Source organism: Sodalis sp. RH20 (assembly GCF_047324205.1).
In the GTDB taxonomy this organism is placed as follows: Bacteria; Pseudomonadota; Gammaproteobacteria; order Enterobacterales; family Enterobacteriaceae; genus Acerihabitans.
In genome coordinates this window covers 1,403,602-1,416,662 of record NZ_CP178733.1, presented here as the reverse complement: position 1 = coordinate 1,416,662, position 13,061 = coordinate 1,403,602, and the positions used below count along the sequence as shown (strand labels likewise).

General features: G+C 63.3%; 10 protein-coding genes and 1 pseudogene. 4 read left to right on the top strand and 7 right to left on the bottom strand.

Annotated elements, in window-relative coordinates; genetic code table 11:
- Window positions 1–99: 99 nt before the first annotated feature.
- The 4 genes and pseudogenes from ACL2XM_RS06660 to ACL2XM_RS06645 form a co-directional block, all read left to right on the top strand.
- Window positions 100–2,571 carry a glycyl radical protein gene (locus tag ACL2XM_RS06660; RefSeq protein WP_413730195.1) on the top strand — a complete coding sequence of 824 codons (2,472 nt, stop codon included), beginning with the start codon at window positions 100–102 and terminating at the stop codon, window positions 2,569–2,571.
- On the top strand, window positions 2,558–3,592 hold the full coding sequence (locus ACL2XM_RS06655; protein WP_413730194.1) for a glycyl-radical enzyme activating protein: 1,035 nt from the start codon (window positions 2,558–2,560) through the stop codon (window positions 3,590–3,592). The genes ACL2XM_RS06660 and ACL2XM_RS06655 overlap by 14 nt, the downstream gene beginning before the upstream one ends.
- 116 nt (window positions 3,593–3,708) lie before the next feature.
- Entirely contained in the window at window positions 3,709–4,851 is a 1,143-nt protein-coding gene (ssuD, locus tag ACL2XM_RS06650) for an FMNH2-dependent alkanesulfonate monooxygenase (protein ID WP_413730192.1), read from the top strand.
- 58 nt (window positions 4,852–4,909) lie between these two features.
- Window positions 4,910–5,932 (top strand): annotated as a pseudogene (locus tag ACL2XM_RS06645) (aminotransferase class III-fold pyridoxal phosphate-dependent enzyme); the annotation flags it as partial.
- A 20-nt stretch (window positions 5,933–5,952) separates the two neighbouring features.
- On the opposite strand, the gene ACL2XM_RS06640 reads toward ACL2XM_RS06645, so the two are convergent.
- From ACL2XM_RS06640 to ACL2XM_RS06610, 7 genes are read right to left on the bottom strand one after another with little or no spacing between them, the layout of a single operon-like run.
- Window positions 5,953–7,794, bottom strand: a complete 1,842-nt coding sequence (locus ACL2XM_RS06640; protein WP_413730191.1) for an AMP-binding protein — start codon at window positions 7,792–7,794, stop codon at window positions 5,953–5,955.
- Window positions 7,781–9,049 carry an MSMEG_0569 family flavin-dependent oxidoreductase gene (locus ACL2XM_RS06635; protein ID WP_413730190.1) on the bottom strand — a complete coding sequence of 423 codons (1,269 nt, stop codon included), beginning with the start codon at window positions 9,047–9,049 and terminating at the stop codon, window positions 7,781–7,783. The genes ACL2XM_RS06640 and ACL2XM_RS06635 overlap by 14 nt, the downstream gene beginning before the upstream one ends.
- 15 nt (window positions 9,050–9,064) lie before the next feature.
- The gene (locus ACL2XM_RS06630; RefSeq protein ID WP_413730188.1) at window positions 9,065–9,364 is read right to left on the bottom strand and encodes an MSMEG_0570 family nitrogen starvation response protein; all 300 of its coding nucleotides are present in this window, start codon (window positions 9,362–9,364) and stop codon (window positions 9,065–9,067) included.
- A 22-nt stretch (window positions 9,365–9,386) separates the two neighbouring features.
- Window positions 9,387–10,346 (bottom strand): sll0787 family AIR synthase-like protein, encoded by a 960-nt coding sequence (locus ACL2XM_RS06625; RefSeq protein ID WP_413730186.1) that lies wholly within the window; start codon window positions 10,344–10,346, stop codon window positions 9,387–9,389.
- The gene (locus ACL2XM_RS06620) at window positions 10,346–10,909 is read right to left on the bottom strand and encodes an MSMEG_0567/Sll0786 family nitrogen starvation N-acetyltransferase (protein WP_413730184.1); all 564 of its coding nucleotides are present in this window, start codon (window positions 10,907–10,909) and stop codon (window positions 10,346–10,348) included. The genes ACL2XM_RS06625 and ACL2XM_RS06620 overlap by 1 nt, the downstream gene beginning before the upstream one ends.
- Before the next feature lie 13 nt (window positions 10,910–10,922).
- Window positions 10,923–12,017 (bottom strand): MSMEG_0568 family radical SAM protein, encoded by a 1,095-nt coding sequence (locus ACL2XM_RS06615; protein WP_413731054.1) that lies wholly within the window; start codon window positions 12,015–12,017, stop codon window positions 10,923–10,925.
- Window positions 11,992–13,050, bottom strand: a complete 1,059-nt coding sequence (locus tag ACL2XM_RS06610) for a Nit6803 family nitrilase (protein WP_413730182.1) — start codon at window positions 13,048–13,050, stop codon at window positions 11,992–11,994. The genes ACL2XM_RS06615 and ACL2XM_RS06610 overlap by 26 nt, the downstream gene beginning before the upstream one ends.
- Window positions 13,051–13,061: the final 11 nt, after the last annotated feature.

Genomic DNA, 13,061 nt, shown 5'->3' with positions numbered 1-13,061 from the left:
CTACTCCGTAAGCCTCGCCCTTTGGGGCCGCTGCAAGCGGCGTTTCGGATTATTGAGAGAATATAATTTTATTATTGACGACTTAAGGCAGGCAATAACGTGAAGCAAGCCCTGGTACTCTCGCCGCAGGAAGCGCGGCTGCTGCATCCCGACGGCAAGCCCGTCGCCACGGATCGGACCCATCGCCTGCTGGCCCGTATCCAGCACGCCAAACCGGCAGTCGATGTGGAACGGGCGCGCTATTTCACCGAGTCCATGGCGCAAACGGAAGGGGAATTACTGATCCTGCGCTGGGCGAAGGCGATGTATCACATCGCCGGGCATATCCAGGTGTATATCGATGAAGATCAGTTGATTGTCGGCCGGGGCGGCAAACCCGGCCGCTACGGCATTCTTTATCCGGAACTGGACGGCGATTTTCTGGAGCGGGCGCTGGAACAGCTGCCCCGGCGGGTGGAATCGCCGTTTACCGTCGAACCGGCGGAGGTGGATATCATCAAACGGGTGGTATCCCCCTACTGGCGGGGCAAAACCTACCATGAAGACCTGGCCCGCGCCCTGCCCGATGAGACGCTGCGCCTTACCTACGATCCCGCCGACGCCCTGACGTCCCGTTTTATCGTCAACGAGACCTCGTCGTTCCGGTCTTCCATTCAGTGGGTACATGACTACGACAAAGTGCTGCGGCTGGGGTTTAAGGGGATAAAGGAGGATGCACAGCGCCGGCTGGCGGCGCTGGATCCCTTCGATCCGTCGGACAATGTTGAAAAGGCACCGTTCCTGCAGGCCATTATCCTCAGCGCCGAGGCGGTGATTCTGTGGGCCGGACGCCATGCCGCGCTGGCGCGGGATTTGGCGGAACGGGAGCCCGATCCCGTACGGCGGCAGGAGCTGGAGGCCATCGCCGAGCGCTGTGCCCGGGTGCCGGAACACCCGGCGCGGGATTTTCGCGATGCGCTGCAGGCGCAGTGGTTCACCCAGATGTTTTCCCGCCTGGAGCAGAAAACCGGCACCATTATCTCCAACGGCCGCATGGATCAGTACCTTTACCCTTATTACCGGCGGGATCTCGATCGCGGCCTGCTGACCGAAGAGCAGGCCCTGGAATGGCTGGCCTGCATGTGGATCGCCATGGCGCAGTTCGTGGATTTGTACATCTCCCCCACCGGCGGCGCCTTTAACGAAGGCTACGCCCATTGGGAAGCGGTCACCATCGGCGGCCAGACGCCGGAAGGTTTGGACGCCGTCAATGCGCTATCCTATCTGTTCCTGCGATCGAAGCGGGAATTTCCGTTGCACTATCCGGACCTGGCGGCCCGCATCCATAGCCGTACTCCGCCGCGTTTTCTCTATGAAGTGGCGCAAACCATTAAAGACGGCGCCGGATTTCCAAAACTCATCAACGATGAAGAAGTGGTGCCGCTGCTGCTGGCGAAGGGGGCCGCGTTCAGCGAAGCCTATGATTTCGCGGTGTCCGGCTGCGCCGAGTGCCGGATGCCGAACCGCGATACCTATACCAGCCCCTGCGCCTATATCAACTTTCCGGCGGCGCTGGAGATGACCTTGTACAACGGCCGGATGAAACGCTACGGCGGGGAATTGCTGGGTATCGAAACCGGCGATCCGGGGGAATTCGCGGACTGGGAGGCATTCTGGCAGGCTTATGTAAAACAGCATCTGAATTTCCTTCGCCATGCGTTTATCCAGCAAAAAATCATCATTGATTTACGCGCCCGGCATTTTGCCTGGCCGCTGGGTTCCGCCCTGCACGACCTGGCGATGGACGCCGGCATGGATATCCACCAGCCGGACATCAACGGCGGTATCGATTTGGGTTATTTCGAGTTTATGGGGTACGGCACGGTCATTGATTCCCTGGCGGCAATAAAAAAATGGGTCTATGAAGAAAAACGTCTTTCCATGGGACAATTGCTGGCGGCGCTGGCCGACGATTTCAACGGCCATCCCACTGTCCGCGCCCTGCTGCGGGACGCGCCCAAATACGGCAATAACGATCCCTACGCCGACGATATCGGCAAGGCCCTGGATAAAATCTGTCTGGAATTTACCCAGCGCTATTCCCGCTCTCTGGGCGTGCATATGGATCTGCGGCTGGTGCCTTTTACCTCGCATGTGCCGTTCGGCAAGGTGGTGCACGCCACCCCCAACGGCCGCAAGGCCTACAGTCCGCTATCGGACGGTTCGTCGGCCTCCCAGGGCTGCGACAGCCAAGGCCCCACCGCGGTGCTGCTGTCCAATTACCACACCAAGAATTACCGGTTTCGCGAGCGCGCCGCCCGCTTGCTTAACGTCAAATTCACCCCCTCGGTACTGGCCGGCGAGGCGGGCACCCGCAAGCTGTGCGATTTTATCAAGGTCTGGTGCGACCTGAAGCTGTGGCATATCCAGTTCAACGTCATCAACCGGGAGACCCTGCTGGCGGCCAAAGCCGACCCGGAGCGCTTTCGCGGCCTGATTGTCAGGATTGCCGGCTACAGCGCCTATTTCACTGACCTCTCGCCGGACCTGCAGGATGATTTGATTGCCAGGACCGGCCATGAAATCTTCTGATCCGGAGGCTTTGTCGTTGCGAATCCCCGCCACGGCTTTGCCGGCTCCGTCGACGCGCCGGACCGATGGGGCAGAGACGGGCTGGATTTTCAATATACAGCGTTACTCCCTGCATGACGGTGACGGTATCCGCACGCTGGTCTTTCTGAAAGGCTGCCCGCTGCGCTGCGTCTGGTGCAGCAATCCGGAATCCCAGGGTGTATTGCCGGAAATCACGCTGGACGAAAAAAAATGCCTCGGACGGGACTGCGGCCTGTGCATCGGACAATGCCTTTCCCACAGCCTGGCGTATGGGGCCGACGGAGTTGTCCGGCTGAACACGGATACCTGCCGGCAGTGCCTGCAATGCCTGCCCGCCTGTTCCAGCCATGCCCTGCACGCCTTCGGTCAGCGGATAACGGCGGCGCGCGTGATGGATATTGCCGAGGCGGACAGCCTGTTTTATGCGCGCTCACGGGGCGGGGTTACCCTCAGCGGCGGTGAACCCCTGATGCAGGCGGATTTCGCCCTGGCCCTGCTGCGGGAAGCCCAAAAACGGCATATCGATACCCTGCTGGAAACCTGCGGTTACGGCCCCTGGCCGGCATTACGGGCGCTGGCGGGCTATTGCGACGGCGTCTATTTTGATATCAAAAACCTGAACGACGCCGCTCACCGCGGGTTTACCGGGCGTTCCAACCGCCGGATACTGGCCAACCTGCTGGCGTTGCGCCGGCAGTTTCCCCGTTTGCCGATCCATGTGCGCACGCCGCTGATCCCCGCGTTTAACGATAGCTGGGACGCTATCGCCCGCATCATTGATTTTATTCTGCCCCTGGCGGACGTCAGCTATGAAATCCTGCCCTATCACCGGCTGGGCAGCGACAAATACCGGCTGCTGGGACGGCCATACCTGCCGGGGGACATCCGACTGCCGGCGGACACCGTCGAGGAGATCATCAGCCGGGCCCGCCAGCGTCTCGGCCGCCGCTACGGCCCCGAAGGAACGAGGCCGAGTGTTGCCAACGCACCTGCAGCGTGAATGATGACGGGTATAGCTGTTTTACGCATTTGGAATGCCATATATATCAGTTGGAGCACCGGCTCCGGCTGTCCATCATAACCGTTACTCGTCGTTTTATTCAGCAGGAGCCGTCCATGAGCCTCAATCTTTTCTGGTTTCTCCCTACCCATGGCGACGGGCGCTATCTCGGCACGCCACGCGGCGCGCGCACGGTGGACCACGCTTATCTGCAGCAGATTGCCCAGGCGGCGGAACGGGTGGGTTTCGGCGGCGTGCTGATCCCCACCGGCCGCTCTTGTGAAGACTCTTGGCTGGTGGCGGCGTCGCTGATCCCCGTCACCCAGCGGCTAAAGTTCCTGGTGGCGCTGCGGCCGGGAGTGATTTCCCCTACCCTGGCGGCCCGTCAGGCGGCGACGCTGGATCGTCTGTCCCAAGGCCGGGCGCTCTTCAACCTGGTGACCGGCGGCGATCCCGACGAACTGGCGGCGGAAGGGGTATTTCTCGATCACGCCGAACGTTATGAAGCCGCGGCGGAATTTACCCATGTCTGGCGGCGGGTGCTGGAGGGCGAGACGGTGAATTTCCAGGGCAAACATGTGCAGGTGGAGGGGGCGCGCCTGATGTTCCCGCCGGTGCAACAACCTCGGCCGCCGCTTTATTTCGGCGGTTCGTCCGATGCCGCGCAGGATCTGGCGGCAGAGCAGGTGGAGCTTTATCTGACCTGGGGCGAGCCGCCGGCGCAGCTGGCGGAAAAAATCGCCCAGGTACGGGAAAAGGCCGCCGCGCTGGGACGGCAAATCCGCTTCGGCATTCGCCTGCACGTGATTGTGCGTGAAACCACGGAAGAGGCCTGGCAGGATGCCCGGCGGCTGATTGTCCATGTGGACGATGAAACCATCGCCCGCGCCCGGGCATCGTTCGCCCGGTTTGATTCGGTGGGACAGCAGCGCATGGCGGCACTGCACGACGGCAGCCGGGATCATTTGGAAATAAGTCCCAATCTGTGGGCCGGGGTCGGGCTGGTGCGGGCCGGCGCCGGCACCGCTCTGGTGGGGGACGGCCCCACCGTCGCCCGGCGCATCGCCGAGTATGCGGATTTAGGTATCGATACCTTTATCCTGTCCGGCTATCCGCATCTGGAGGAAGCCTATCGCGTGTCGGAACTGGTCTTCCCCCATCTGGACGTGGCGACGAACAGCCCTGCCGCCGCAAGCGATGCCATCCGGCCGCAGGGGGAAGTGGTCGCCAATGATTTCGCGCCGGACAAAATCCATTAAATGCTGACTAAAGTCCCCAGCGGGCATATTTTCAGCCCGGCATGGGGCGAGCCTGAAGATGACGTTGGTGACAATCATGACTGCCCATTACCAGGATATTCTCAACGATAATTTTTGGCTGCCGTTTACGCCAAATAAAGATTTCCGTAACGATCCCAAATTATTCGCCCGGGCGGAGGGAGATTATTATTATGATCCGGACGGACGGGCGATACTGGACGGGGTGTCGGGTTTATTCGCCTCGGCCTTGGGCCACGGGCGTAAAGAGCTTGCCGAGGCGGTTCACCGGCAAATGCTGACCCTGGATTTTACCGCCAGCTTTTATCGCGGCCATCCGGGAGCCTTCGCCGCCGCCAAGGCCTTATCGGCGCTGCTGCCCCCCGGCCTTGACAGGATTTTTTTTGTCGGTTCCGGCTCGGAAGCGGTAGATACCGCGCTGAAAATCGCCCTGGCGTATCACCGCGCCAAGGGCCGGGGTAGCCGGAATATCTTCGTGTCGCGGGAACGCGCTTATCACGGCGTCAATTTCGGCGGCGTCGCCCTGTCGGGGCTGCCCAACAACCGGCGGAATTTCGACGGCGTCGGGCCGCGGGTAGTGCATATGCGCCATACCTGGCTGGCGGAGAACCGCTACAGTCGCGGGCAACCCGGGCACGGCGACTTCCTGGCGGACGATCTTTTACGCCTGATTACGCTACACGGGGCGGAAAATATTGCCGCCTGCGTGGTGGAACCCATCGCCGGATCCACCGGCGTGCTGGTGCCGCCGGTGGGTTATCTGGAACGGCTGCGCCAGATCTGCGACCGGCATGACATTCTGCTGATCATGGACGAGGTGATCTGCGGCTTCGGCCGGACCGGCCGGGCATTCGCCAGCCAGTCCTTTAATATCCGGCCGGATATCATCACCCTGGCCAAAGCCCTCACCAACGGTGCGTTGCCTATGGGCGCCGTGGCGGTGAGCCGGGATATTCATGACGGCATTATCAATGCTGCCGGCGAGGGGGAGATCGAGTTTTTCCACGGTTATACCTGGAGCGCGCATCCGGTAGCCTGCGCCGCGGCGTTGGCCACGCTGGCGCTTTACCAGGAGTTAGAAGGTTACGGGCGCCGCAGAAAGCGCCGGATGATTTTTCCGGAGAAGGTTTTGGGCAGGCACTCGAGGAATATCACGTTCCGGGGCCGGCCATGGCGGCCGCAGCGGGCCACGATAACCGCCGCCAGCGACCGGCGCATGTCGGCATGCCGCGCTACCGGCACCTCCGGCGCCGTGACGACGAACAGCTGCACCATCTGGCCCAGTAGCGGATGCGCTAGACCCACCGCCGCCGCTTCGGCGATGCCGGGCACCGTCAGCGCCGCGTGCTCTACTTCCGCCGTGGACAGCCGCTTGCCGCCGATATTCATGGTGTCGTCCATGCGTCCCTGAATGGTTATGGCGCCGTGTTCATCACGGCGGGCGCGATCCTGCGTCAGATAGCGCCAGCCCTCGCCGTCATGCTGCCAATAGCGCGCCACGAACTCATCGTCATGGCCCCACAGGGTTTGCATGCCCCCTGGTCCCAGATGGTCATGCAGCACCAGCATGCCCGTTGCCGCCGGGCGGCCGGTTTGCTCATCCACAATGCTTACCCGGCGATCCATCACCGGACGCAGGGCGCCTCTCTGCCCGGCCAGGATCGGCCAGCCGCTTTCGGTTTGCCAGTAGTGATCGTACACCGGCACGCCGGCGCCCTGCTCCAGCCATTGACGGGTTTTGGCGTCCAGCGGCTCGCCGGCCAGATAGACGGCGCGCAGGGAGGGCAGCGACGGGTCAAGGGTTTCACTTTGCATGCGGGCCAGACGCATGGCGCCGGGTACGGTAAGCAGACGCGTGACGCCGTGGCGGGCAATCAGTTGCCACCAGCGCCGCCCCGGGGTATTCATGCCGCCGCCGGTGACCACCAGGGTGGTGAAACCGGCCAGCAGGGGCGCCCAGACCAGATAGCTGTGTCCGGTCACCCAGCCGATATCGGCGGTGGTGAAAAAAACTTCATTCTCGCCGGTATTGAAAATATGCGGCAGCGAGGCGCACAGCGCCACGGCGTAGCCGCCGGTATCCCGCACGACGCCTTTGGGCGTGCCGGTGGTGCCGGAGGTGAACAGCAGCTGTGACGGCGCCTCGGCGGGCAGCCAGCGACAAGGTATCGGCTCATTGTGATAAGCCGCCCGCAGCCGCCGGTAACTGAGTTCACCGTCACCGGGGTATTCACCCGCCGCCCTATCGTCGGTGCCGTCAGGATTGCGCATGGCTTCCGATCCGCTGTCGCCGACAATGATCCGGTTAACGGCGGGCGGCGCAAGTCCCTCTTCCCGCAATGCGCGGTTGATTTTATCCTCCAGGATCAGCAAACGGGGCCGGCTCAGGTGAATGCGCTCCGCCAGCGCCGCCGCGCTCAGCTGCGCCGAGACCACCACATGGATAGCCCCCAGCCGGGCGCAGGCCAGCATGGCGAACAGGGCCGGCGGCATGACCGGCAGGCAGAGCAGCACGCGATCTCCCGCCGCCACCCCCTGCCGTTGCAGGATCCAGGCCATGGCCACCACTTCCCGGTGCAGTTCGGCATAGCTGAATCGCTGCTCCGCGCCCTGCCGGTCGCAGCACACGAGCGCCGTTTGGCCGCCGCGCAGGGGCAAATGCCGATCCACGGCGTTATAACACAGGTTGGTGGCGCCGCCCGCAAACCAGCGGCAGTGCGGCCCACCGTGCTCTAAAGCCATCACCTGGCGAAACGGCCGCTGCCAGTGGATGCGCTGCGCTTCACGCCGCCAGAAAGCCTCATCCAGCGGGGAAGAGGCCGGTGAATCCAGCGCTAAATCTGACGGGGAAGGCACTGGCAAATCCGCTGGGATGACGGCCGACCAATCCAGCAGTGAACTGTCAGTCCGGTTAGCGAACGGCATAACGGACCTCCTGCGGCGCCGGCGCCGTCAGGCGGGCGGCGATGTGTTCCGCCAGGTATTCCGCATCTTCCCCCACTCCCTCGAACCGTCCCGAGCCCCAGGTCCACAGCCAGGGCAGACCGAGGAAATGGAGTCCTTCTTCCACTGACACGCCGCGCCGATGGCGGGGGTATCCCTTGTCATCAAACGCCGGCAGGTCAATCCAGCTAAAATCGGTATGGAATCCCACCGCCCAGATAATGGCCGCGAGATTGCCCAAAGGGATAGCGCCCCGGCCCGGCGGCGGGAACCACATCGGCTGATAGGGCGGCTCCGTGGGGGCGTCGATGCCCCGGGCGGCAATCCACTCATCGATATTCTCCCTGATGCGCCGGGCGGTATCATCGGCATTATCAAGATTGGCCGCCAGATCGTCTGCGGTGACCAGCCCCCCCCGCGCCTCATCAATGTCCAGCAACCGCCCGTGCAGTTGCATGCCCTGCCCGGCGAACAGCCGCAAATCGATATCCCGGCCACCGTCGCGGCCGGTGACATAATGGTTGGTTTTACGTCGGGCATCTTCCCCCTGGGGATGGTGGTCCACTGTCAGCCGGTAATGCCCCATGTCCTCCAGCCAGGCCACCACGTCGCGGCCGCGGTAAAAACGATTCACCCGCGGCGCGCTGCCGACGCACAGATGTACCCGGCGTCCGGCGAGATGCAGATCTTCGGCGATTTGCGCCCCGGACTGGGCCGACCCCACCACAAGGACCTCGCCCTCGGGCAAGGCGGCGGGGCAACGGTAGTCCGCCGAATGCAGCTGGTGGATCGTCCCCGGTAAACGGGCCGCCAGGGCGGGGAAACGCCGCCGGTGATAGTTGCCCACCGCGGCAACCACGTTATCGGCAGTGAAGGTTCCGCGGCTGGTGTGCAGAACAAAGCCCCCGCCGCCGTGGCGGCTGACCCGCTCCACGTTGATGCCGGTGAGCAGCGGCGGCCCGAAACGCTCGGCATAGCGCTCCAGGTAATTGATGATCTGGTCATTGACCATAAAACCGTCCGGGTCATCGCCGTCATAGGGAAAACCGGGCAATTTGCACTGCCAGTTAGGGGTCACCAGACAAAAACTGTCCCAGCGCTGCGCCCGCCAGGCCCAGCCGAGCTGATGGCGCTCAAATATCACATGCCCGATGCCCCGCTGAGTCAGGCAGTAGCTCATAGACAGTCCCGCCTGCCCGCCGCCGATGATAATCACCGGATAATGTGTTTGTTCCATGGTACCGTTCCTGAATTAATGATTAACGGGCAGCGCTTCGATTTTCTCGACGCGCACCGGGCGGGCATCGGGCAAAAAACCCCCGGCCTTGAGTTCGATGGCGCCGGACTGATCCATGGCGCTTGAACAGGCATAACCGAACTTCAGCGCGACCCGGTCGCTGGCTTCCTGCAGCGCCCGGCGCGCCAGTCCGGTAAACTCCTCCACGCTGTACTCTTTGCCCACCTCCAGATGCTGTTCAATCACGGTGGACGGTGAATAACACACGTCCACGGAGCTGTCCGGCCAGCGGACGGTAAAATGCATTGCGGGCATAAGCGCCTCCAGAATAAAAAAGTCAGGGGTTGATGCCGGTAAGCGGCGTTGTGTCGAGATCCCAGAAACAGTGGCGGTGTGAACCATCGCCGACCCAAAGCCTCGGGTCGGCGGTAATGCCGCCGATGGCCGCCGCGCCGATACCGAGCCGATGAAAGTGCGCCAGCACCTCGTCTGCCTGCTGGGAATGGACCGTCAACAGATAGCCGTAGCTGGGAAACATGCACAGCCACTCTTGCCAGCGGATCTCCGCCGGACGGGGTATGGCCGTTAAATCAATGTCCGCGCCGGCCCGGGCGCTTTCCAACAGCATGACCAGGGTGCCGAGCAGGCCGGCCTGGCTGATGTCCTTGGCCGCCTGTACCAGCCCCTGTTCCGCCAGCGTCGGCAACAGCGCCATGGCGTCGCGCAGCGCCGCCGGATCGGCGCGGGTCGCGGCGTCCCAGTTCAGCCAGGGCCCGCGTCGGGCGCCGCGCAAATCTATGGCGGCGATTAAGGTGTGTCCCGGCTTCGCCCCGGAGGCCCGCAGCACCCGTTTCGCTTTGCCCAGCACCGCCACCGCCAGCTGCGGCGATTCGCTGCGTAAATTGGTATGGCCGCCGACGATGGGCACCCGATAGGCCCGGGACGCGGCGGCCATGCCCTGCATCAAACGGCGCGCCTGTTCCGGACCGGCGCTCCACAGGGCATTCACCACCGCCACCGCCGTGCCGCCCATGGCGGCGATGTCGCTCAGATTAACCATCAGTCCGCACCAGCCGGCGAACCAGGGATCGTCCGCCACGAACCGGTTGATAAACCCCTCCATGGCCAGCAGGCTATAGCCCTCTTCCTGCGGAATGGCGGCGCAGTCATCGCCGTTGTCGCAGCCGGCCAGAGGCCAGGCTTCACGCAGTTCTCCGGCAATCCCCTGGATGTCCCGCTTCTGATCGATGCCGCCGTACCGGCGCACCTCCGCCAGCAGCACGTGTAAATCATCCATCAGCCGCCCTCCAGGCTCATCAGCAGCGGCGCCAGCTCCCGCGCCGGCCGCGGCGAAGGCCCGCTCAGCACCATGCCGCTGTTGGGGTCGAAACAGGGCGGATAAAACGCCAGATCCGCCTGCATAACCGCATGATCGATACCCCGCAGCCGTTCGGTGGACAGGGATGACCAGTGCATGCGCCGGAACAGCGGCACGTTTTGCTGCTGCACCCGGGCATAAAACGCCTCGCAGCCCAGGGCACAGGCGCTGGATACCGCCAGGCGGATAAGGGTCGGCCCCAGTTGCCCCTGCCGGCGGAAATGCCGGTCCACCGCCAGCCGCGAACCGTACCAAATATCCCCCTCTTCCCGGTGGATGCGCACCGTGCCGACGATTTGCTCCGGCCAGCCCGCCGTACTGCCGATAGCCACCAGCAGCCGGGCGCGTTCATCGATAGCATCCCGGTCATGCTCTTCAAACAGCCCCTGCTCGTGGCAAAAAACCCGCTGGCGCAGCAGATAGGCCTGCTCGCGCTCCCAGGGCAAGGTCACCCATTTGATGCGGTATTCGGGATAGAACATGCTGTCACTCCCCTCAGGCCGAGGCCCGCTCGTAGCTGGACAACGGCGAACAGGCGCCGCAACGGCCGCAGCCGGCCTTGATATCGGCGGAACGCAGGCCGCCGCCGCGCAGCATGCTGCCCAGGGGCTGCAAAATGGACTCCATGAAATCCGCTGCCGGCGGCGCATGATCCTCAAGCGGCGTACCGCGGATGGGCACGAACGGCACCACAAAGGGATACACGCCGATATCAATCAGCTCCCGCGCCGTAGACAATATCGCCTCACGGGTATCCCCCAGTCCCGCCAGGATATAGGTGCTCACCTGGCCGTGGCCGAACACCCGCACCGCGTCCTGGAACGCCGCCATATATTGCTCCACGGTGACGACGGCTTTGCCCGGCATAATGCGCGCCCGCACCGCCGGGGTTACCGCCTCCAAATGCATGCCCAACGCATCGATGCCCGCCTCCTTCATGCGGGTAAACCACAGCGCATCCCCCGGCGGTTCGCATTGCCCCTGCAACGGCAGATCCACCGCCGCCCGAATGGCCTCGGCGCTTTCGCACAGTACCCGCGCCCCGCGATCGCTGCCGGAGGGGGTGCCGGTGGTCATCACCATATGCCGCACGCCGTCCAGTTCCACCGCGGCCTTGGCCACTTCCGCCAGCTGCTGCGGCGTTTTACGGGCGATGGTCTTGCCCGCCGCCAGGGACTGGCCGATGGCGCAAAACTGGCAGGCCTTGCGCCGGTTTTCATAGCGGATGCAGGTTTGCAAAACGGTGGTGGCCAGCACATCGGCGCCGTGCAGGGTGGCGATATGGGAGTACGGGACACCGTCGGCGGTGCTCAGCCGGTAGAAATTCGGCTGGGAGACAAAGCTGATATCCCGCACCGGAATGGCGTCTTTCAGCAAATGGCTGACGCCGGCCCCGTCATGGGTCACGCTCCAGGGGGACTGGTGCGCCTGCTGGGTATACACCGGCACCATGACCGTCATGCCGTCGATAGTCACCGCCTGGTGATCCGACGGACCGGCGCCGCCCTGGCGATTGACATGGGCCGTCTGGGGATTGACCACCTTCAGGCCGTGGGTTTGCAGTTCAGTAATCAGTCGCTGGTTGCTCAGGCTCATGGCGCCCTCCTGTGAGGTCGGAAGTAAAGGACTCTGGGGCGGTTTGCGAAGACGCGAAGGAAATGTGCTGATGATGAACGGCCTGCTCATAGGACGCTTGCGGATGGCAGTAGTCCGCGGGCCGGTCATTGATCAGCAGGCTTAACAGTTCCGGCCGGGCATAGTGCCCCACGGAATCCATCATGCGTTTACGCTTGGCGATAAGCTTCATATCCAGATCGGCGATAAGAATGCCTTCCCCCTCGGTGATGGGAGGCGCCAGATGCCGTCCTTCCGGCGAGATAATGGCGGTATGGCACCCGCCGCGCAGCCCGCGCTGCAAATCGGCATCCGAGGTAATGGATTCAATCTGATCTTCCCGCAGCCAGCCGGTGGCGTTAATAACAAAACAGCCGGACTCCAGGGCGTGATGGCGGATGGTGACCTCCATCTGATCGGCGAAGATCTGGCCCACCAGCGAGCCGGGAAACTGGCTGCAGTGGATCTCCTCGTGCTGGACCATCAGCGCATAGCGGGCCAGGGGATTGTAGTGTTCCCAGCAGGCCAGGGCCGCGACCCGGCCGACGGCGGTATCCACCGCCTTCAGCCCCGAGGCGTCCCCCTGCCCCCAGATCATGCGTTCGTGATAGGTTGGGGTGATTTTACGCCGCTTCAGCACCAGCTCGCCGTCGGCGTCGAATACCAGCTGGGTGTTGAACAGGCTGCCGTGATCCCGTTCGGTCACCCCCAGCACCACCACCATGCCGTGGCGACGGGCGCTGTCGGCCACCGCGCGGGTAATGGGGCCGGGTACTTCCACCGCCTGCTGGTAAAGCCGCAGGTGCTCGGCGCCGGCGGTCATGGGCGGCGCGATAAAGGAAAAATAGGGATACCAGGGCACCAGGGTTTCGGGAAATACCACAATCTCGGCCCCCTTGCCCGCGGCTTCATCAATGGCATCCAGCACGCGCGACAGCGTTTTTTGCGCCTGGCCGAGGTCAGGCGCAATCTGCACGGCGGCGGCACGGATGATACGGTCCTGTGCCATAACGTCGGCTC